16 protein-coding genes are annotated in these 20,702 nt (G+C 70.5%); 12 read left to right on the top strand and 4 right to left on the bottom strand.

What is annotated here, in order from left to right:
- Nucleotides 1-1,011, bottom strand: a complete 1,011-nt coding sequence (locus ACOGI9_RS03530; RefSeq protein ID WP_419858509.1) for a hydrolase — start codon at nt 1,009-1,011, stop codon at nt 1-3.
- A 21-nt stretch (nt 1,012-1,032) separates the two neighbouring features.
- Between ACOGI9_RS03530 and ACOGI9_RS03535 the strand changes: the two genes are divergently transcribed.
- Nucleotides 1,033-1,830, top strand: a complete 798-nt coding sequence (locus tag ACOGI9_RS03535; protein ID WP_419858510.1) for an alpha/beta fold hydrolase — start codon at nt 1,033-1,035, stop codon at nt 1,828-1,830.
- A 20-nt stretch (nt 1,831-1,850) separates the two neighbouring features.
- On the opposite strand, the gene ACOGI9_RS03540 is transcribed toward ACOGI9_RS03535, so the two are convergent.
- The gene (locus ACOGI9_RS03540; RefSeq protein ID WP_419858511.1) at nt 1,851-2,915 is read right to left on the bottom strand and encodes a hypothetical protein; all 1,065 of its coding nucleotides are present in this window, start codon (nt 2,913-2,915) and stop codon (nt 1,851-1,853) included.
- Nucleotides 2,916-2,985: 70 nt separating this feature from the next.
- On the bottom strand, nt 2,986-4,803 hold the full coding sequence (locus tag ACOGI9_RS03545; RefSeq protein ID WP_419858512.1) for a DUF885 domain-containing protein: 1,818 nt from the start codon (nt 4,801-4,803) through the stop codon (nt 2,986-2,988).
- Nucleotides 4,804-4,929: 126 nt separating this feature from the next.
- Between ACOGI9_RS03545 and ACOGI9_RS03550 the strand changes: the two genes are divergently transcribed.
- The 6 genes from ACOGI9_RS03550 to ACOGI9_RS03575 all read left to right on the top strand — a co-directional run bounded on the left by ACOGI9_RS03550 (nt 4,930) and on the right by ACOGI9_RS03575 (nt 7,958).
- On the top strand, nt 4,930-5,118 hold the full coding sequence (locus tag ACOGI9_RS03550) for a hypothetical protein (RefSeq protein WP_310756787.1): 189 nt from the start codon (nt 4,930-4,932) through the stop codon (nt 5,116-5,118).
- Nucleotides 5,119-5,400: an OsmC family protein gene (locus ACOGI9_RS03555; protein WP_310756789.1), complete on the top strand. Its 282-nt coding sequence runs from the start codon at nt 5,119-5,121 to the stop codon at nt 5,398-5,400.
- Nucleotides 5,400-5,615 carry a hypothetical protein gene (locus ACOGI9_RS03560; protein WP_419858513.1) on the top strand — a complete coding sequence of 72 codons (216 nt, stop codon included), beginning with the start codon at nt 5,400-5,402 and terminating at the stop codon, nt 5,613-5,615. The genes ACOGI9_RS03555 and ACOGI9_RS03560 overlap by 1 nt, the downstream gene beginning before the upstream one ends.
- 7 nt (nt 5,616-5,622) lie before the next feature.
- The gene (locus ACOGI9_RS03565) at nt 5,623-7,152 is read left to right on the top strand and encodes a solute:sodium symporter family transporter (protein ID WP_419858514.1); all 1,530 of its coding nucleotides are present in this window, start codon (nt 5,623-5,625) and stop codon (nt 7,150-7,152) included.
- 147 nt (nt 7,153-7,299) lie between these two features.
- The gene (locus ACOGI9_RS03570; RefSeq protein ID WP_419858515.1) at nt 7,300-7,539 is read left to right on the top strand and encodes a CopG family transcriptional regulator; all 240 of its coding nucleotides are present in this window, start codon (nt 7,300-7,302) and stop codon (nt 7,537-7,539) included.
- Nucleotides 7,536-7,958 (top strand): type II toxin-antitoxin system VapC family toxin, encoded by a 423-nt coding sequence (locus ACOGI9_RS03575; RefSeq protein WP_419858516.1) that lies wholly within the window; start codon nt 7,536-7,538, stop codon nt 7,956-7,958. The genes ACOGI9_RS03570 and ACOGI9_RS03575 overlap by 4 nt, the downstream gene beginning before the upstream one ends.
- 43 nt (nt 7,959-8,001) lie before the next feature.
- On the opposite strand, the gene trxB is transcribed toward ACOGI9_RS03575, so the two are convergent.
- Nucleotides 8,002-8,967 (bottom strand): thioredoxin-disulfide reductase, encoded by a 966-nt coding sequence (gene trxB / locus ACOGI9_RS03580; RefSeq protein ID WP_419858517.1) that lies wholly within the window; start codon nt 8,965-8,967, stop codon nt 8,002-8,004.
- Between the two features lie 157 nt (nt 8,968-9,124).
- On the opposite strand from trxB, the gene ACOGI9_RS03585 reads away from it, so the two are divergent.
- The 5 genes from ACOGI9_RS03585 (at nt 9,125) to ACOGI9_RS03605 (ending at nt 20,701) form a co-directional block, all read left to right on the top strand.
- A complete protein-coding gene (locus tag ACOGI9_RS03585; protein WP_419858518.1) occupies nt 9,125-12,106 on the top strand; it encodes a tetratricopeptide repeat protein in 2,982 nt (993 codons plus the stop codon).
- A complete protein-coding gene (locus tag ACOGI9_RS03590) occupies nt 12,103-13,881 on the top strand; it encodes a CRTAC1 family protein (RefSeq protein ID WP_419858519.1) in 1,779 nt (592 codons plus the stop codon). Before ACOGI9_RS03585 ends, ACOGI9_RS03590 begins: the two co-directional genes overlap by 4 nt.
- A gap of 110 nt (nt 13,882-13,991) precedes the next feature.
- A complete protein-coding gene (locus ACOGI9_RS03595) occupies nt 13,992-16,517 on the top strand; it encodes a choice-of-anchor B family protein (RefSeq protein WP_419858520.1) in 2,526 nt (841 codons plus the stop codon).
- A 324-nt stretch (nt 16,518-16,841) separates the two neighbouring features.
- A complete protein-coding gene (locus ACOGI9_RS03600; protein ID WP_419858521.1) occupies nt 16,842-20,345 on the top strand; it encodes an FG-GAP-like repeat-containing protein in 3,504 nt (1,167 codons plus the stop codon).
- Nucleotides 20,342-20,701, top strand: coding sequence for a cupin domain-containing protein (locus tag ACOGI9_RS03605; protein WP_419858522.1), 360 nt, complete (start codon nt 20,342-20,344; stop codon nt 20,699-20,701). The genes ACOGI9_RS03600 and ACOGI9_RS03605 overlap by 4 nt, the downstream gene beginning before the upstream one ends.
- Nucleotide 20,702 lies beyond the last annotated feature (1 nt).

Here is a 20,702-nt window from a genome sequence, read left to right on the forward strand (position 1 = left end):
CTAAAACACTCCGGAATCCGGATGCGTTGTCCGCTGGGTTGCCCGCGAGATATAGCGGGAAACCGTCTCTTCGAGCCAGCCGGTTCGCGCGCCGGCCCGCCCCGTTCCGCGTCCCCGACCCACGAATCCGAGATGCCCTCCCCGCTCCGTCAGTGCGAGGGAGAGATTCGGGCGTCGCCGGATCGTTTCGACGGGCACCGAACTCCCGGGGGCGAGTGGATCATCCCGCGCATGGACGAGGAGCATGGGAAGGTCCACGGGGTCCACGAAACGCTTGGCGCTGCAGCGCGCATAATAGTCGGCGGCGTCGCGAAAGCCGTGAATCGGCGCCGTGAGCCGGTCGTCGAACTCGCGGATCGTGCGGGCCCTCGCCGCTCCGGGCGCCACCACGCCGGGGAACCTCACCGCCTTCTCGCGCGCTTTTTCCCGCAGGCTGCGGAGGAAACGCCGGCCGTACACGCGCCCCATCCCGCGTTGCAGGGCGTCGGCGCTGGACTCGAGGTCGTAGGGGACCGACACGGCGGCTGCGGCGACGAGGCCTCGGTCCCCGCCCTCCCGCCCGAGCAGGTTGAGGAGCGCATTCCCGCCCAGCGAGAACCCGACCGCGGTTCGCGGGAGACCCGGGAACCGCTCCGCCATCCAGTCCAGCGCGCGCTCGATGTCGTCCGTCCGACCCGAGTGGTAGGCGCCCGGCAGACGGTTAGGCTCCCCGCTGCACGAACGGAAGTTGAGCGCCACCGCCTGGATGCCCGCGGCCGCCAGCGCCTCGCTCGTCGTCACCATGTAGCCCGAGCGGGCGCTGCCCTCGAGCCCGTGAAGAAGGAGGCACAGACCCGAGGGGGTTTCCGGCCCTCTCCACAGATCGAGGTCGACGAAATCGCCGTCGTCCGTGTCGAGCCGGACCCGGTCGTACCGTGGCTCGAAGCGGCGGCGCACGATCCGCCCCACCACGGTCTGCGCGTGAGGATTCCGGAGGCCCCGCGCCGGCTCGAACGCGGACAGATTCTTCAAGGATCCGTTACCTTTCGTTCCGTGTCTCGACCATTCCTGCATCAGTACACCGTCTCGGAGGCGGGTTCCCGGCGCTGGCTCTACGTGCTGCACGGCATCTACGGCACCGGCCGCAACTGGGCTTCATTCGCCCGTCGGCTCGTCGCCCGGCGTCCCGAATGGGGAGCTATGCTCGTGGACCTGCGTCTGCACGGGCACTCCCCGCGCTTCGAGCCGCCGCACACGCTTGCCGCGTGCGTGCACGACGTGGTCGAACTCTCGGAGTCGCTCGAGCGGCCCGTGGACGCAACCCTCGGGCATTCCTTCGGCGGCAAGGTGGCGCTGATGGTGGCGGCCGCCACGGCGCCGAGCCAGACGTGGGTGATCGACGCGACGCCCTCCCGCCGCTCGCCCGGCGGGGGAGCCGCCCGGCTGCTGGACGTGATTCGCCGGCACCCGGGGCCCTTCACGACGAGGCGTGACGCCGTATCCGTGGTGGAGGCCGAAGGGTTCGCCTCGCCCGTCGCGCACTGGCTGGCGACCAACCTCGTGTTCGTCGACGCCGGCTATCGGTGGCGCCTCGACCCCGACGCCGCCGAAGAACTGCTCGCCGACTACTTCAGGCGCGACCTCTGGGACGTCATCGAGACACCCGCCCCCCCATCGGAAATCCATGTCGTACGGGCCGCGCAGTCGGACATCCTCTCGGCGGACGATCGCGCGCGATTCCGGGCGGCGACGCTGAACGGCCGCGTACATTTCCACGAACTCGCCGGCGGCCACTGGCTGCACGTGGACAATCCCGATGGCCTCCCGGACCTCGTCGCCGAGCACCTCTGACCGGCCACGGCCCGTCCGGGCTACCAGACTTCGTACCATGTGCCCGGGATGGCCGCCGCCGGCGCGGTGAGTCGCTCCGCGGCCGCGGCGACGGCGCAGGCGCTGAAGCGCAGGTCGATGCGGTGGCCGCCGAAGTCGGCCGCCACCCCCGCGCCACCCGCGAGCCCGCTTGCCACGCTCCCCTGGATCGAGATGTCCCCGTTCAGGAGCAGGGTGCCGCCCACGAGGATGAGCCCCCTCCAGGCGAACCCGTGGTCGAGCGTCAGGTCGCCCTCCACGACGAGGGCGCCGCGCCCGCTGGAGCCGGCCCCGAGCGTCCCCGATCCCGAAATCCGCGTGTAGGACGAAGCGGCTCCGGGAGACGGCCACGCGTCGGGCGGCACGACCGCGTCGGGACGCGGGCCCCAGGAAGCGAGCAGTTCCATCCACCGGATCCCCGTTTCCGCCGCGACGGACACATCCGCCGCCATCCGGCGGTCCGCCGGGGAACCGGAGATCGTGAGCAACGAATCGGGCGCCGGCGCCGGTCCGCCCCAGTACGCGACGCCCGCGACCGGCGAGGGCTGTTGCGGACAGGCGCTCCCGAACGCATCGAGCCCCATGATCGTCCCCTTCGGGGGTACGACGCCCGCGCTCCCCACGAGGACCAGCGCCCCGGGCACCCGCGGCGGGCCGGCCACCCAGAGGAGCTGCCCCACCGACCGCTCGAAGGTTGCGCCTCCGTAGACGACCCGCCCCAGGGATTCGACGCGGTACACGGCCTCTCCGGGCCGCAGTTCGAGGAGCCGTTCGAAGGAGACCGTCGCGGTTCCCGGGCCCAGCGCGAGGGGAGGCACGGAAGGAGTCGGCAGTTCGGCGAGCGCGAGCGCCGTCGCGAGCCCGCTCTCGGCCACGTAGAAGGCCTCCGTGGAACGCGCGAAGGCGCGGGCGGACTGTCCGTCGACCCAGGTGACGAAGAAGCCGCCGGCCGCCATGAGCGAAACGAGCAGCAGGGTGAGCATGACCGATGGCAGCGCGAAGCCTGGAGGCTCCGCCTGCGGGGGCACGGGGACCCGAAGCCGTGGAGTCCTGCCGAGAGAGTGCATGACGTGAACGTGCCGTGCGCGATCAACGCTCCCTCAACGCGGCGGCCGCCGGGCCTCCGTGAGGGGTTCGCTAGCTGGCGGTCTCCGCGAGCCAGCTCTCGATCGCGTCGCCGAGCGCGGGAAGACTGAGCGCGCCGTTCTCCAGCACGCGGTCGTGAAACTCCGCGATGGAGAAGGCCTCACCGAGCGTGGCTTCCGCCTTCGCGCGCAACCGCGAGATCTCGAGCTGCCCCAGCTTGTAGGTGAGCGCCTGGGCGGGCGACGTGATGTAGCGGTCCACCTCGTTCTCGATGTTCACTTCGGCGAGCAGCGTGTTTTCGCGGACGAAGTCGATCGCCTCCTCACGAGTCCAGCCGAAGGCATGGATGCCGGTGTCGACGACGAGCCGGCTGGCCCGCCACGCATCGTAGGAAGCGAGGCCGATGCGGCTGAGGTCGTCCACGTAGAGGCCCATTTCATCGGCCAGGCGCTCCGCGTACAGGGCCCACCCCTCGACGAAGGCGACCGAGCCGAGGTGCTTGCGGAACTCGGGCAGCCCCGCGACCTCCTGGGCGATCGCCGTCTGGAGGTGGTGCCCCGGAATCGCCTCGTGGAAGCTCAGGACGTCGGCCTGGTACCGGGGCCGGATCTCCGGCCGGTACGTGTTCACGTAGTACGTGCCGGGGCGCGACCCATCCGGCGCCGGCTCCCGGTAGTAGGCGAGCACGCTCTGGGGCGCCTCGTACAGCGGGATCGGACGGATCACCATCTCCGTCACCGGCGGCGTGCCGAACCAGTCGGGCATGACGAGGGCCGCCCGCGCGTACGCCTCCTCGGCCATCTGCACGATCTCCCCCGGCCAGCGGAAGAACATCTCCGGGTCCGACCGCAGCCGCTGCTGGATCTGCTTCAGGTCGGAGGCGCCGAGGACTTCCTGGCCAAGCGTCCGCAACTCGTCGTGGACCCTCTCCAGCTCCGCCAGGCCCTGAGCGTGGATCTCGGCCGGAGTCAGTTCGAGCGTCGTGAAGTTGCGGATCATCGCCTCGTAACAGGCGCTGCCGCCCGGCAGGCTGGAGAGCCCGATCGCGGCGCCCGTGCGCGAGTGCGGATAGAGTTCGTCGCGCAGGAAGTCGCGGAGTCTCGCGTAGGCCGGCCGGATGCGCTCGGAGGCGGCTTCACGGATGCCGGCCCGGAAGTCGTGGCGCGTCCCCTCGGGCCACGCATCGAGCCGCGTCCCCGCCGGAGCGTAGATCGGCCACTCCTCCACGGGTCGTTCGAGGAGGGCGTCGAGCTGCACGATCGTGCGGTTCACCGACGCGCGCGCCGCGACGCGTCCCGTCTCGAGGCCGGTGCGGAGGTTCGAGATGTAGTCGTCGATGTAGTCCGCGAACGCGTTCCAGCGCCGGATCATGCGCTCGCCGTCGACCGGTGTTTCGAGGGGCTGGGCGCCGACGATGTTGAGGAAGTCGAGCTGGAACCCTTCGCGGTGGTCCACCACCCACACCTCGAGATCGCACGTCTGCTCGGCGACCTCCGCCGAGAGCTGATGGTCGAGCGCGAGATACGTGAGCCGGTTCCCGGCCGGCAGCGACGCAAGGTCGATGGCCGCGAGCGCACCCATGAGGGCACCGACCTCGCGGCGGCGATTGTTGCGCCCCGACGGCGAGATGTCGCGAACGCGATCGCTGAGGCGGTGCTCTCCGAGATAGGTCGCCTGCAGCGGGTTCCAGGACAGGTAGGCGTCCCAGAAGCGGTCGCTCAGCGCCGACAGGTCGCTGATCGGGGCCGGATCGGCCGTTTCGGCGGATCCCCGCTCGCACGCCGTGATCCCGCCCGCGATGAGGATCAGAAGCGCGGCCCGTCCCGCCGCTCCACCCGGAAGGCAGTTCCTGTTGCGGGTTGACGTCATCCTGGCCGCTCTCGATCGTTTCGTTTGCGCGTCACGCCCGAATCTCGCCGCCCGAAAATGCGGCGGGGAAGGCGGGCCCGTAAAGGAGCGTCCACGAAGGGGAACCGGAAGAACAGGGAGAACGCCGTGTCCGAACCGTTCTACACCGCCCGCGCGCGTCTCGAGAAGGTCGAGGGCGTCCATCGCCGGGCCCGCCTCGAAGAGGGGACCGAGATCGACTTCGGCGTCCACGGACCCATCAAGTCCCACTACCGGATCGACGCGAAGGACCTGCCGCTGCCGGTCGACTACCAGGTGGCCGCGACGGGCGGCTGAATGCTGGGCACGCTCAACGGCGCACTGGAAGTGCGCGGCATCCGCCTGGCCCCCGAGGACATCGCCGCCGAAGCGGAGGGCATCATGCGCCTCCGCGACCGCATGCCGCTGCTCGAGGAGATCGTCGTCCACTACCGGCTCCGCATCCCCGCCGAGGCGCGGGAGACGGTGGACCGCGCCCTCGCCGGCCACGGCGCGAAGTGCCCCACCGCCCGCTCGCTGGAGGGCGCGATCAAGGTGACCTGGACCGCCGACATCGAAGAGACCCCCGCTCCATCGTGATGCGGGGCGAGGCCATGGTCCGCGTATTCGAGGCGTGGGACGAGAGCGAATTCCTCGCGGCGAGGCTCGCCCTCGAAGCCAGCGACATCCCGTTCAGGGTCGAAGGGGAGTTCGCACCGGTTTCCTGGGGCCCAACGGCGGCCGCGAAGGTCCTCCGCGTGCCCGCGAGCCGGCACGAAGAAGCGAAGCAGGCGATCCGCGACTCGATAGCGTGAGACGAGCGTGACCTTCCGGCCGCTCGATGTCTGGGCGTTCGCGGGCTTTCTGTTGCTGGTTGTGGGGGTGTCGCTGTACGCCTCGCGGGGGCGGCGGGACGCGGCGGGGTACTTCCTCGCCGGGCGCAACCTGCCGTGGTGGCTGATCGGATTCTCGCTCATCGCCTCGAACATCTCGACGGAACACTTCGTGGGGATGGCGGGGAGGGGCTACGACATCGGGCTCGCGATCGCGAGCTACGAGTGGATGGCGGCCGTCACCCTCGTCCTCGTCGGGCTCTTCTTTCTGCCCCGGTTCCTCGCGGCGGGGATCTACACCATCCCCGAGTACCTCGAGTTCCGGTACGACGTCCGCACGCGCACGCTGATGGCGGGCTTCCTCCTCGCGGCCTACGTGCTCGTGGCCCTCGCGACGGTGCTGTACTCGGGCGCCCTCGCCCTGGAGTCGATCTTCGGCTTGGACACGGGGACGGGTATCTGGCTCATCGGCGTGCTCGCGGGCGGGTACACGATCTACGGCGGGCTCAAGGCGGTCGTGTGGTCCGACCTCCTCCAGGGCGTGGCGCTCCTCCTCGGCGGCGTGCTCGTGACCGTACTGGGGTTCCGGGCCATGGGAGGGATCGGTCCCTTCCTCGAGGCCGCGGACGGAAAGCTCCACACGGTCCTCCCCTTCAACCACCCGGAGATGCCGTGGCTGGCCGTGTTCATCGGCGGGCTGTGGATCCCCAACATCTTCTACTGGGGACTGAACCAGTTCATCACGCAGCGGACGCTGGCGGCGCGCAGTCTCGCGGACGGGCAGCGCGGGCTCTTCCTCGCGGGCTTCATCAAGCTCGGGATCCCGTTCATCATCATCTTCCCGGGCATCATGGCGGCGGAACTGTTCGCCGATCAGGTGACGAACCCGGACCAGGCCTACCCGGTGATGATGCGGGAACTCCTCCCGGCGGGGCTGACGGGCCTCATGTTCGCGGCGCTGTTCGGGGCCGTGATGAGTTCGCTCGACTCGATGCTGAACTCGGCGGCGACGATCTTCAGCGTCGACCTCTACAAGCGGCACCTGCGGCCCGCGGCCTCATCGCGGCGCCTCATGGTCGTGGGACGGGTGACGACGGGCGTGCTCGCGGTGGTCGCGTGCCTGTGGGCGCCGGTCGTGGCGCAGGCGCCGAGCGTATTCGAATACATCCAGATGTTCTGGGGGTTCATCTCGCCGGGGATCGTGGCCGCGTTCCTGTTCGGCATCTTCGCGCCACGCACGCCGCCGGCCGCCGCCTTCGGCGGGATGGTGCTCGGGATCCCCGTCTACGGCCTCCTCCTGTGGCTGCTGCCGGAAGTCGCGTTCCTCCACCACATGGCGATCACCTTCCTCGCGATCAGCGCGTACATCGTGGCGGTCACGGCGGCGAGCCCGCTCGACGCCCCGCGCCGGCTGCCGCGCGCCGCGGATGGCGTGGACCTGACCCCCGCCCCGCGCGCCGGACTCTGGGCCGGAGGCGTGATCGCGGGAGCCGCCATCCTCTACATCATCTTCTGGTAATCCAGATCATCTTCCGGTAATCCGGGCCTCGGGACTTGTCCCCCCCCCGTCGAGTTGGAATTGACGGCACATCGCACATCGTGTAATACTCACTGCCGTACTACGGTAGCACGCGAGTGCGTAATACACGCGGGAGAGAGGGCTGGAATGAAACCCGTATCGTTGAAAATGCCGGGACACCTCGCGCGGGAGGTCTCCGACGCCGCGCGCCGGCGGGGCGTGAGCAGGTCCGCGCTGATTCGCGAGGCCCTCGAGGTCTTCCTGCGCACGGAGCGAAGTACGCCATCCGTTTCCGCGCTGTCCCGGGCCGTCGACCTCGCCGGCTCCTTCGCCGGGCCCGAGGATCTGTCGGCGAACCCGGATTACATGCGCGGCTTCGGTCGGTGAACCCGGGGACCATTCTCGATACGGGCCCGCTGGTCGCCTTCCTGAACTCCCGGGACGGGCATCACCGCTGGGCACGGGAACAGTGGGCCCGCGTCGAACCCCCGTTCCTCACCTGCGAGGCCGTCATCGCCGAGGCGTGCTTTCTCGCGCACCGTCTCGCCTCCGGAGCGCCGGAAGCCGTGGTATCGCTGATCGAGCGGGGCGTGCTCGATGTGTCGTTCCGGCTGGCGGATGAGGCCGCCGCGGTCGCGCGGATGATGAAGAAGTACGACGACGTACCGATGTCCCTGGCGGATGCGTGCCTCGTCCGGATGTCCGAACAGCACCCGGGCAGCGTGGTCCTCACCCTGGACGGCGATTTCAGGATCTACCGCAGAAGCGGCCGCCAGCCTGTCCCGACCCGGATGCCCGACGCGTGAAGCGAGGCGCCGCGGACTGCGATCCGGGACAGCCTGGGTCTGGTCAGCCGGCGGCGCCGTTGTGGGCGAGGAAGCGCTCGGCGTCCAGGGCGGCCATGCAGCCGGTGCCCGCCGCGGAGACGGCCTGCCGGTAGTAGTCGTCCATGACGTCGCCCGCCGCGAATACGCCGGGCACGTTCGTATCCGTGCGCCACGGCGTGGGCATGTCCACGTAGCCGTTCTCCTTGAGGTCGACCTGGCCCTGCAGGAACGCCGTGTTGGGGATGTGGCCGATGGCCACGAACATGCCGCCCACCTCGACCTCCGACGCCTCGCCCGTCACCGTGTCCCGCAGCCGCAGGCCGGTGATCGCGTCGTCCCCGAACACCTCCTCCACGGTCCGGTTCCAGAGGAAGCGGATCTTGTCGCTGGCGAAGGCCCGCTCCTGCATGATCTGCGACGCCCGCAGTTCGTCGCGCCGGTGGATGAGCAGCACCTCGCTCGCGAACTTCGTGAGGTAGAGCGCCTCCTCCATCGCGCTGTCGCCGCCGCCCACGACGGCGAGGACCTGGTCCCGGAAGACGGGCAGGGCGCCGTCGCACACCGCGCACGCGGACACCCCGCCGCCGCTCTGCGCGAGCCGTTCCTCGCCGGGGACGCCGAGCCAGCGCGCGTTGGCGCCCGTGGCCACGATCACCGTCTCGGCGCGCACCTCCTGGCTCCCTGACGAACGGAGCAGGAAGGGTCGACCGGAGAAGTCGACCTCCACGATGTCCTCGGTGAACACGCGCGTGTCGAAACGCAGCGCCTGCTTCTTGAAGTCCAACATCATATCAATACCGCTAACCCCTTCGGGGAAACCGGGATAGTTCTCCACGTCCGTTGTGAACATGAGCTGCCCGCCGGGGATCATGGTGCGACTCCCGGCGCCCTCGAACACGAGGGGACTGAGATTCGCCCGGGCCGCATAAATTGCCGCCGTCCACGCGGCGGGGCCCGAGCCGATGATGACGACGTTTTCTGTACTCATCGCTCCGTATCGGTTGTTCGGCGTTCGCTCGGAAAAGCCGATCGTTGCTGGTGGCGGAATCCGTTCCGGGGGGAAGATATCACTCCCGTCCCGGCCGGGTGTCGTTGGCGGCCGGTCTTGGTTGCGCGGGGGCGGCGCTTGCGGTTTCGTTCGGGGCATGAATGGACGTGGGCGGGAGACGGAGGAGGGGACGGACGCGCGGCGGGGGCGGCCGGTGCTTCGTTCCATCCTGGGGGCGGGGCAGCGGCGCTGGCTGCGGTTCGGGCTCGGGGTCGCCGTGTTCATGCTGGCGAATACGCTCTACCTGCTCGCGAACCGGCTTGCGGACGGGCTGGGGCTGGAGTTCTTCGCGGTGGGGGAGAACTCGCTCCCCCAGCTCTTCCAGGCGATGGTGCTCACGCACACGGGCGTCGGGCTGCTGCTGGCCGCGGTCATGTTCGGGTTCCTCGCGGCGCATCTCCCGACGGTGTGGAAGCGGAAGCACCGCGCCTCGATCCTGACCGGAATCGGGATGGGACTCGTGGGTGGCGTCCTCGTCCTCACGGGACTCTTCATCCTCACCGCGGCGGCGAGCCGGGAGAACAGCTGGGCCTGGTGGGCGCACGTGGGGAGCGCCGTCCTCATCGTCTCCGCCTACGCCGGGCACCGGCTCGTGAGCTACGCGCGTCCGCCGGGCGTGCGAGCGCGCCGCTTCGCGCTCGCCACCGGCGCCGTCCTCGTCGTCCTCATTGCCTGGCACAGCCTCACGCACCGCGGGCTGCAACTCACGCCGGAGGCCGAGGCCGCGCTCGCCGAGCGCCTGAACGAGGGACCCGGAGGCCGCGACCGCGACGTGTCGCGCTTCGTCGACGCCGACTTCGTGCCGACAGGGCTCGTGCCGCCCGAGAGTCCGTTCTTCCCGGCCGCGACCACGACGAGCACGGGGACGTACCTGCCCTCCCGCATCATCACGCGCACGGAGGCGGGGGAACTCGCCGCGCAGGCGGCCCGGGAGCGCGCGGCGCGCGTCCGCGCCGAGGTGGAACGGCGGGGGTTCGCGGCGGACGAACTCATCGGCGCGACCCAGTGTGTGCGCTGCCACCCGGACGTGACGGCCCAGTGGGCGACCTCCGCGCACCGCTTCGCCTCCTTCAACAACCCCTTCTATACGGCGACGATCGAGGACATGCGCGAGGGGTCGCTGGAGGCGGGGCCGGAGGTGATCGCGCACCTGCGGGAGTTCGGGCTCGAACCGGACGCGGCAGGGCGCGTGAAGAGCAAGTGGTGCAGCGGGTGCCACGACCCGGCGCTCATGCTCGCCGGCGCCATGGACGCGCCCATCGACCCGGCCACGGTCGAGGCGCAGGCAGGACTCACCTGCCTCGCCTGCCACGCGATCGACCGCATCCACGACAACACCGGCAACGGCAACTACAACATCGCGGACGAGCAGGAGGACCCGTACCTGTTCGCCGACGCCGAGGCCGGCACGCTCGGGGCGTACCTGCACGACGCGGCGCTCAAGGCGAAGCCCTCCGTCCACATGAGCCAACTCCTGAAGCCGGTGCATTCGACGTCGGAGTTCTGCGCCACCTGCCACAAGGTGAGTCTGACGGAGCCCGTCAATAACTACCGCTGGCTGCGGGGACAGAACGAGTACGACGCGTGGCACGACAGCGGGGTGGCGCGGAACGCCTCGCGCACCTTCTACCTGCCCGCGGCCGCGCGCGTGTGCCAGGACTGTCACATGCCGCCGGAGGAGGCGCCGCTGGGCGACGTGTCGGCCGCGGACGGGATGGTGCGCTCGCACCGCTTCCTGGCGGTGAACACGGCGCTTCCGTTCCTGCGCGGAGACACGGCGACGATACGCCGCATCGAGGCGTTCCTGCGGGACGAGAAGCTGCGGGTCGACATCTTCGCCATCCGGCGCGGCCCCGGCGACGATCCCGAGATGGGGCTCGATCTCTCGCCGCCCAGCGTGTCTCCGGGTGAGACGGTGATGTTCGAGGTCGTGGTCCGGAACCAGGGCGTGGGCCACACCTTCCCCGGCGGGACGAACGATTCCAACGAGGGCTGGCTCGAGTTCGAGCTGGTGGACGCGGAGGGCCGGCGGATCGCGATCAGCGGCGAGATCGGCGCGGACGGGCACCTCGATCCGATGGCGCACTTCTTCAAGTCGGTGATCCTCGACCGCGAGGGGCGCCCGATCCAGAAGCGGAACGCGCAGGACATCCACGTGACGGCGGCGGTGAACGTGATCGGCCCCGGGAGCGCGGACGTCGCCCACTACCGGATCACGCTGCCGCCCGACCTGCCCGAGGGATCGCTGACGGCGCGGGCGCGCCTCCTGTGGCGGAAGTTCGACCGGGCGTACACGGAGTTCGCGTTCGGGGCCAACCCGGCGGGGTTCGCGGAGTTCGACGACGTCCCGGACCTGCCGGTGACCGAGATCGCACGCGACGAGGTCACGATCGGGGTGGGAGGCCGCGTGGATCCGGTCTCGACCGAGGAACAGGATGAGGAGATCTGGGTCCGCTACAACGACTACGGGATCGCCCTCCTCATGGAGGGGAACGACCGGCTCGCCGAGCGCCCCTTCGAGCGCGTGGCGGAGTTCTTCCCGGATCGCGTGGACGGGCCGCTCAACCTGGCACGCATGGCGCTCATCGCCGGCAACCTCGACGACGCGTTCGACAACCTCGAGCGGGCCGAAACCATCGAAGCGGGCAACCCGCGCGTCGCCTGGGTATGGGGTGGCGCGCACCAGGAGGACGGCGCGTACGAGGCCTCGGAGGCCGCGTACCTTGCGGTGCTCGACGCCTTCCCGGAGGATCGCGAGGCTTGGTTCCAGTTGGGACGGACGCGATACCTTGACCGCCGGTACGAGGCGGCGGTCGAGGCGTTCGACCGGACGCTGGCCATCGATCCCGAGCACCGGCAGGCGCACTACAGCCGCATGCTCAGCCTGCGGGCGCTGGGACGCGACGAGGAGGCCGCGCTCGGCGAGGCGGCGTTCGAACGCTACCGGATCGACGAGGCGGCGCAGGCGATCACGAGGGCCTACAGGGCGGAGAACCCCGGCGTGAACCTGATGGCACAGGACATCCACACGCACGAACTGCGACCGATCGCGCGGCCGGGCGGCGGCGGAGGTCGATGAACGCTCGCCACGCCGGACCCCTCTCGATCTGCCTCCTCGCGGCGGCGACCGCCTGCGGTCCCGACGAGTCGGAAGACGCGGAGGCGCCCTCCTACACCCAGACGCGCCCGAGCTTCACGGCGCGCGAGGGCAGCGACGCGACGACCTCGATCCGATTCACGGACGTCACCGCGGCGGCGGGGATCGACTTCGTCCACGCCACGGGCGCCTTCGGCGAGAAGTGGATGCCCGAGACCATGGGCAGCGGCGTCGTCGTCCTCGACTACGACGGGGACGGGTGGCCGGATCTGTTCTTCGTGAACAGCACCGGCTGGGAGGGACGCGCGGAGGACCGGGGGGCCCTGTCCACGCTCCTGCGGAACCTCGGGGACGGGACCTTCCGCGACGTGACGCGCGAAGCGGGCCTCGACCGGCCCATCTACGGCATGGGCGGGGCCGCGGCCGACTACGACGCGGACGGCGACACGGACCTCTACGTGACGGCGGTCGGGGACAACCGGCTGTACCGGAACGACGGGGGACGATTCACCGACGTGACCGCGGAGACGGGCACGGCGGGGAACGCGCCGGGCGCGGGAGATCCCGCCTGGTCCACGGCTTCGGCCTGGTTCGACGCGGACGGCGACGGCTGGCTCGACCTCCTCGTCTGCAACTACGTGGACTGGACGCCGGAGACCGACCTCTTCTTCACCCGCGACGGCGTGAACAAGTCCTACGCGACCCCCGAGGAATACAACGGCGAGTCGTGCCGCCTGCTGCGGAACGAACCGGCTCCCGGCGGCGGCCCGGGCGCCGGCCTGCCCTCCGCGCGGCGCTTCCGGGACGTGACGGCCGAATCCGGGCTCGAGAATCCCGAGGGGAAGTCGCTCGGCATCGTCATCGACGACTTTGCCGGGGACGGCCTCCCGGATGTCGCGATCGCGAACGACACCTACCAGAACTTCCTCTACCGGAACGAGGGGGACGGGACGTTCGTCGACGTGGCCCTCGATGCGGGGGTTGCCTTCGATGAGTTCGGCCGGGCGCGGGCCGGCATGGGGGTCGACGTCGGGGACATCCTCAATCGGGGGCAGCTCTCGATCGCGATCGGCAACTTCTCGAACGAGCCCGTATCGCTGTTCACTCAGATCCAGGAGGGGCTGTTCCAGGATCTGGCCGGGTCGGCGCGGCTCACGCGGTCGACGCTCCTCCCGCTGACGTTCGGGCTCCGCTTCGCGGACTTCGACCTCGACCGCTACGTGGATCTCGTGCTCGGGAACGGCCACATCGAGCCGGAGATCGAGGCGATCCAGGGGGACGTGACCTTCGCGCAGCCGCCCCAGTTGTTCCGGAACGACGGGCGCGGAGGGTTCATCGACGCCGGCGCGATGGCGGGCGGGGGATTCGACGAGCCGATCGTGGCCCGGGGCGTGGCGACGCTCGACTTCGACCGGGACGGGGACCTCGACCTCGTGGTGTCGACGAACGGCGGGCCGGCGAAGCTGTTCCGCAACGACCTCGAGCCCGGCCCCGGGTGGGTGCGGTTGCGCCTGGAGGGGGCAGCGCCGAATCTCGGCGCGGTCGGGGCGACGGTGCGGGTGTTCGTGGGAGACGTGGCGCAGCGGTTCGTGGTCTCGACCGCCTCGTCCTATCTGTCTCAGTCCGAGGCGAACCCCGTGCTCGCGGGCCTCGGAGGGGCGCCGCGGGCCGACAGCGTCGTCGTGGTCTGGCCCGGAGGTGCCCGAACCGTCACCGGACCCGTTGAGGCGGGCGCGGCACTCACAATCCGCGAGTAGCCCTCCGCCGGCGCGGCGGCGGCCGTCGCGAGGGCGATGGCATCTGGCGCGAGCGCCGTCCGAAACCGATCATTCGTCCGCCAAGACCCGCCTCCAGGAGACCGTCCGCGATGACCCCTTCGAGCCCCGCGCGCCTCGCCGCCGCCCTCCGTCCCGCCACGCCGCAGCCCGCCCTGCTCTTCGTGATCGCGTGCGCCGCCGCCGTCTTCGCCGGCACTCCGGTCGCGGGCCAGTCGGGCTCGTTCGGCCACTCGGTGCTGATCCACGAAGGCGAGCTCCTCGTAGCCGAGCCGACCACCAACTTCCGCCCCGGCGCCGTGTATGTGTACACAAGAGGAGAGGAGGGGTGGATGGAGTCCGGCGTGATTCGCGGGCCGGACCCCGAGATCGCCGATGGCTTTGGCACGGTGCTGGCCGCCGCCGGCGACCATCTCTTCGTCGGCATGCGCGGGACCGGCATCCAGATCTTCGGGCGTGGCGAGGAAGGCGGATGGGTATGGCGGGACGCGATCACGGCCGATGAGGTCCGCGGTCTTTCGCCGGACTGCCGCTTCGACGGCTATTGCGGGACCGACTTCGGATTGGCGCTGGCGGCGGAGGGCGAGTGGCTGATGGTGGGCACGCCCGACCCGGCCGATGGTCCGGGGGGACGGGGGCCGGACGTCCGGGACGATGCCGGCGCGGCGGGCACGATCCACGCGTACCGACGCGGCGCCGACGGCCGGTGGACGAAGCGGACGGAGTTGCGCCCTTCGGGCGGCGGCCCGGGCGACCGCTTCGGAGCGGTGGTGGCCTTTACGGAACGCGGCCTGCTCGTCGGTGCTCCGGGCTGGGGTCCGCGGATCGAGGGAGGCGGCGAGGCCCGGGGCGAGAGCCGCGAGGGGACGGGCCGCGTCTACCGCTTCGACCTGAGTGGGGACGGCTGGACCGAAACCGGATCGATAGGGTCGGCGGAAGGCGCGGGCTCCGGCTTCGGTGTCGCGCTCTCCGCGGAGGGCGACCGGCTTCTGATCGGCGCGCCGGGCGCGGACGCCGATCGCGGGGCGGTCCTCGTGTACGCCTGGGAGGTCGGCTCCGGTTCGTGGGTGGCCGAGGAGCGGATAGTGCTCGAAGGCGGCGCAGAGGGCGACCGCTTCGGCGCGGCGGTCGCCTTCTCCGGACCCGACGTGTGGGTGGGTGCGCCAACGGAGCGCGAGAACGAGACCGGTGCCGTCCTGGTCTACGAGGCCGAAGCGGACGGCACCCTTCCCCGGCGGCCGCGCCGCATCGCCCTCCCTCGCGAAGAGACGGTGGAGCGCGACCGTTTCGGCGGACTGGTGGTCGCGGACGGAGCGCTCGCGGCGGTTGGAGCGCCCGGCATGCACCATCAGTCGGGCTCCGTCCACCTCTTCGAGGACAGCGGCCCCGGCTGGGCGGCGGCGGGCATGCTCGCAAGCGCCCCCGATGCCCTCGAGCCCATGGTCGGCGAGGAGCGCCGCTGCGTGGAGGGCAGCGTCGGCCCCTTCGATTGCAGCGAAGTCGAGCTGCTCGCGTTCATTCCCAACTCCATTCTGCGGGCCGAGGGCAGCGCCCGGGGCGTCCGCGCCAACGACAACTGGGGGTGGACCGACCGAGAGACCGGGCGCGAGTATGCGCTGGTGGGACGCAACGACGGCACCTCGTTCATCGACCTGTCGGATCCCACCCGTCCGGTCCTGGTCGGCGATCTGCCCAAACCCGACGGCACGCCCCCGTCGCAGCTGTGGCGCGACATCAAGACGTACAAGGACCACGCCTTCATCGTGGCCGACGGAGCGGGCGACCACGGCATGCAGGTCTTCGACCTCACCCGCCTGCGCGACGTGGCGCCCGGCGACATGCCCGCGCTCTTCGAGCCCGACGTCCACTACCGTGGGGTGGCGAGCTCGCACAACATCGTGATCAACGAGGAAACCGGGTTCGCCTACGCGGTGGGCAGCGGCGCGGGGCGCGAATCCTGCGGCGGCGGTCTTCACATGATCGACATCAACGACCCCCGGAATCCCGAGTTCGTTGGGTGCTTTCAGGAGGACGGCGGCACCCACGACGCGCAGTGCGTGCTCTACCGGGGTCCCGACGAACGATACGAGGGGCGCGAGATCTGCCTCAACTCGAACGGACGGTACTTTCAGATCGCCGACGTGACCGACAAGGAGAACCCCTACGCGGTGTCTCGCGCGACGTCGCCCAATGCCGCCTACATCCACCAGGGCTGGCTCACTCCCGATCACCGCTACTTCTATCAGGACGACGAGTCCGACGTGATCTCCGGCGCGGTCGAAACCACGCGGACATTGATCTGGGACTTGAGCGACCTGGAGGATCCGGTGCTTGTCAACCAGTTCATGGGCTCGCTTCCCGCCAGCGCCCACAATCTCTACCTGAAGGACGGCTTCGCGTATCAGGCCAACTACCGCTACGGCCTCCATGTGCTCGACATCTCCGATCCCGTGAACCCGCGCGAAGTGGGCTTCTTCGACACGGCCCCGTATCAGGAGGGTCCGGGCTTCGGCGGGGCGTGGAGCACGTATCCGTTCTTCGAGAGCGGCACCATTATCGTCACGAGCATGCGCGAGGGGCTCTTCGTGCTCAAGAAGAGGGTGCGGCCGGTGAGTTAGGGCGGTATCGGGCTTTCCGGCGGCCGTCGAGCGGCGGGGCGGTTCGTGTAATTCCATGGACGGGAGGAGTGTGCGTTGACGGAACCGAAGCGGTCTGGCAGCCCGTGGCAAAACCCTGCGTCAGCGCCGAGAGCGGTGAGGCGCTCGCCTGACAAGGCGCGACGAGGGAGCATAGCAGCGCTATGTGACCGAGGAGCAACGCAGAGCGTAGCGTTTCAGGCGAGATGCATTCGCCGCTCGAACGCAGCAGGGCTTTTGCCACGGGCTGCTGGCCGGGGCGGCAGGAAGTCGAGCTTGGGTGGTGCCCCGATCCGAGTTCGCGGGTTGACCTTCCTCGCGCTGATCGTTGGCTGCGGGGAGGTGGGGGCGCCGGTGCCGGAGGCGTCTCTGGCGGAGATCCTCGCGACGCGCGGGACGGCGGACGCGGCGCTTCAGCAGGACCGCCTGGAGGACGCGCGGTCCGACTACCAGCGCCTCGTCGAGATGGCGCCGGCGGAGGCCGCGGGGTACGCGGGACTCGGCCTCACGGCGCTCAAGGCGGCGGACTACGAGGCGGCCGAGGAGAACCTCCTCGAGGCGCGCGAGCGGGCGCCGGACGATCCGGAGCTGACGCTGGCGCTCGCCACGCTGCGGACCGAGACGGGCGATTTCGGGGAGGCGCGGGCGCTGCTGGACGAGACGCTGGCGGCGGACCCGGGCCACGCGCGCAGCCTGTGGGGGCTGGCGGAGGTGGAGGCCCGGGCGGCGGGCCCGGACTCCGATGCCCGCGCGGACGTTCTCGCGCGCCTGGCGGCGGCCGCGCCGGGCAACCTGGCCGCTCTCGCCGAACTCGCCGATGCGCAACTCGCGCGCGGCGAACTCGACGCCGCCCTCGGCACGATGGAGAGCCTGCGCCAGGTCGCCCCGGACTTCCGGCCCGGGCCGCGCGCGGCCTTCGAGGCCGCCGAAGATGCCCTCCTGGATGGCGACGCCCCGACGGCGATCAGCCAGTTCGCCGACTTCCGCGCCGCATTCGAGGTCACCTCGCCCTACCAGGCGAGCCTCGAAGAGCTGAGACAACCGGGCGGCCCCCTCGCGGGCGTCGCGCAACTCGATTTCAGCTTCCTCGTCACGCTCCGCGTCCAGGAGCCGGAAGCCGTGCTTGCCTCCCTCCGCTATACCGAGGCGTCCGACCTGGCCGGGCTCGCGGCGCTTGCCCCCTCGTCGGAAGCAGGGGCGGCGGCGGAGGGACCGGTAGCCGCCGCGACGGCGATCGGCGACTTCGACGGGGACGGCGACGAAGACCTGCTGTGGAGCCGCGGCGGGGAAGGGCGCGCCCTGCGCGTGGACCTCGGCCGCTACGTGGACGCCTCCGACGAGGTCGGCGCCATCGACGCCGGCGACGCCGCGGCCGCGATCTGGGTCGACTTCGACGACGACCGCCGCCTCGACGTCTGGTTTGCCGGCAGCACACCGCGCGCGTACCGCAACGACCCGGCCGGAGGCTTCGAGGAGATCGCGCTCCCGCCGGCGGCTGGTTCGGCCGGCGCGGCGACCTCCGCGGCCCATGGCGTGTTCGCGGCGGACCTGGATCAGGACGGAGACCTCGACGTGTTCGAGCCGCGCACGGGCGCGAACCGCCTCTTCCGCAACAACGGCGACCTCACCTTCGCCGAGATGGCGGCGGACTTCGGCCTCGCAGGCCCGGCGGACGCCGACACGCGTGGCGCGGCCTTCGGCGACCTCGACGACGACCGCGACCTCGACATCGTGCTCGCGGAAGGCGACGGTGGCCTTCGCCTCCTCGACAACGAGCGCGCCGCCACCTTCGCCGAGCGAACGGAGCGCCTCTCGGATGCGGCGTCCGAGCCCGCGCAGGCCGTGGCGATCGGCGACGTGAACGGAGACGGCTGGCTCGACATCGCGGCCGCCGGCGCCGACCGCGTCCGCCTGCTGCACGGCTCGGCCTCCGACACTTTCGCGCCAGGCGCGACGGTGCCGCTGAACGGCCTCGCCCCGCGCGACCTGCTCTTCGTCGACTTCGACAACGACGGCCGGCTGGATCTCGCCGTGGCCGGCACGCCTCCGGCCTCCGGCGCCGCGTCCGGCTCCGGGCTGCAGCTCTTCCGCAACGACGGGGAAGGGCGGCTGGCAGCGGCCGACGAGTTCCTCCCCGATCTCGGTGGGGGAGTCCGCGCCGTTCGTTCGTTCGACTACAACGAGGACGGTGACGCCGATCTCCTCGTGCTCGGGGCGGACGGGAACCCGCGCCTCCTGCGCAACGACGGCGGGAACGCGAACCACTACTTCCGGCTCGACCTCGCCGGGCTGGGCGAGGGCAGCCGCAAGAACAACCGCTTCGGGATCGGCGCGCGCGTCGAGGTCCGGGCCGGCGACCTCTTCCAGGTCCACACCGTCACGGACCCCACCACTCTCATCGGCCTCGACGGTCGCCTGAAGGCGGATGTCGTCCGCGTCTACTGGCCGAACGGCGTCCCGCAGGACCTCTACTTCCCGGGCACCGACCAGGACCTTGTCGAGGAGCAGACGCTCAAGGGTTCCTGCCCGATGCTCTACGTGTGGGACGGCGACGGGTTCGAGTTCGTCGGCGACATGATGTGGAAGAGCGCGCTCGGCATGCCCCTCGGCATCCTCGGCGGCGGCCAGCGCGCCTACGCCCCCGCCTTCCCCTCGCAGGAGTACCGGCGCCTCCCCGACGGCGTGTTCCAGCCGCTGGATGGCGAGTACGTGATGCAGATCACCGAGGAACTGTGGGAGACGATCTACGTGGACGGTGTGAACCTCGTCGCCGTCGACCATCCCTCCGAGATCGACGTGTACGTGAACGAGGCCTTCATCCCCCCGGCGCCCATCGACCTCGAACTGTGGCGGGTGGGCGAGCGGCACGCCCCGGTATCGGCCACGGACGAGAACGGACGGGATCACCGGGATGCGCTCGCCGAACGCGACTTCCGCTACGTCTCGTCGTTCCGGCCCGGCCGCTTCCAGGGGATCGCGGAGCCCCACGAACTCATCCTCGACCTCGGCCTCGAGGCCGCCTCCGGCGATGTCACCCTCTTCCTCACGGGCTGGATCTTCCCCACCGACGCGAGCATCAACGTGGCGATGGGCCAGTCGGACGCTCTCGCGCCGCACTTCCCGGAACTCGACGTGGTGGGCCCCGGCGGCGAGTGGCAGCCCGCGATCCCCGGCCTGAGCTTCCCGTCGGGCAAGGACAAGACGGTCGTCGCCGACCTCCGCGGCCTCTTCCCGACCGACGACCGGCGGGTGCGGATCCGCACGAACCTCATGGTCTACTGGGACGAGGCCTTCTTCACGACCGGCCCCGCCCACCCCGCGGCGGACGAGCATCGCGTGACATCGCTCGCCCCGCACAACGCGGACATCCACTACCGCGGCTTCGCGCGCGAATTCAGAAAGGGCGGCCGCTACGGCCCCCACTGGTTCGACTACGATTCGGTCACCGTCGAGCCGCGCTGGCACGATCTGTTCGGCCTCTACACCCGCTTCGGCGACGTGACCGACCTCGTGACCGAGGGCGACGACCGCTACGTGATCCAGAACGCCGGCGACGAGATCACGCTCCGCTTCGACGCCGAGGCATTCCCGCCGCTGCCCGACGGTTGGAAGCGGACGTTCCTCATCTACTCCGACGGCTGGGTAAAGGACGGCGATCTCAATACCGCCACCGGAGACCGCGTCGTGCCCCTCCCGGCCCGAACCCTGTCCGGCTATCCGCCTCCCCCGGAGGAAGGGCGCGCCGAAGCCCCCGACGCGGAACTCGCGGACTACCTCACGCGCGTGATCCCGCCCCCGGAGGACCGATGAGCGTCGTCAACCTGGAGGAGAAGTTCGGCCGGCTGCCGGAGTACTGGCAGCCGCGCGTCATCGCCGAGCTCAACGACTACCAGTTCAAGATCGCGCGCGTGAAGGGCGAGTTCGTGTGGCACGACCACGCGGACACGGACGAGGCGTTCTTCGTCCTCGAGGGCACGCTGCGGATCGACCTCCCCGATGGCGCTGTCGAGATCGGACCCGGCGAACTCTACGTCGTCCCCCGCGGCGTGAAGCACCGCCCGGTGGCCGAGGAGGAAGTGAAGCTGATGCTCGTCGAACCCCGCGGCGTCGTGAACACCGGCGACGAACGCGGCGACCTCACCGCCGAGTCCGACGTCTGGATCTGAA

The sequence above is a fragment of the Candidatus Palauibacter irciniicola genome (genome assembly GCF_965208695.1).
Classification (GTDB): Bacteria; Gemmatimonadota; Gemmatimonadetes; order Palauibacterales; family Palauibacteraceae; genus Palauibacter; species Palauibacter irciniicola.

Coding starts and splice junctions, on each gene's coding strand:
- ACOGI9_RS03605 (WP_419858522.1), top strand. CDS start 20,342: ATGAGCGTCGTCAACCTGGAGGAGAAGTTCGGCCGGCTGCCGGAGTAC.
- ACOGI9_RS03585 (WP_419858518.1), top strand. CDS start 9,125: ATGAATGGACGTGGGCGGGAGACGGAGGAGGGGACGGACGCGCGGCGG.
- ACOGI9_RS03560 (WP_419858513.1), top strand. CDS start 5,400: ATGCGGGGCGAGGCCATGGTCCGCGTATTCGAGGCGTGGGACGAGAGC.
- ACOGI9_RS03555 (WP_310756789.1), top strand. CDS start 5,119: ATGCTGGGCACGCTCAACGGCGCACTGGAAGTGCGCGGCATCCGCCTG.
- ACOGI9_RS03595 (WP_419858520.1), top strand. CDS start 13,992: ATGACCCCTTCGAGCCCCGCGCGCCTCGCCGCCGCCCTCCGTCCCGCC.
- ACOGI9_RS03545 (WP_419858512.1), bottom strand. CDS start 4,803: ATGACGTCAACCCGCAACAGGAACTGCCTTCCGGGTGGAGCGGCGGGA.
- ACOGI9_RS03570 (WP_419858515.1), top strand. CDS start 7,300: ATGAAACCCGTATCGTTGAAAATGCCGGGACACCTCGCGCGGGAGGTC.
- ACOGI9_RS03590 (WP_419858519.1), top strand. CDS start 12,103: ATGAACGCTCGCCACGCCGGACCCCTCTCGATCTGCCTCCTCGCGGCG.
- trxB (WP_419858517.1), bottom strand. CDS start 8,967: ATGAGTACAGAAAACGTCGTCATCATCGGCTCGGGCCCCGCCGCGTGG.
- ACOGI9_RS03540 (WP_419858511.1), bottom strand. CDS start 2,915: ATGCACTCTCTCGGCAGGACTCCACGGCTTCGGGTCCCCGTGCCCCCG.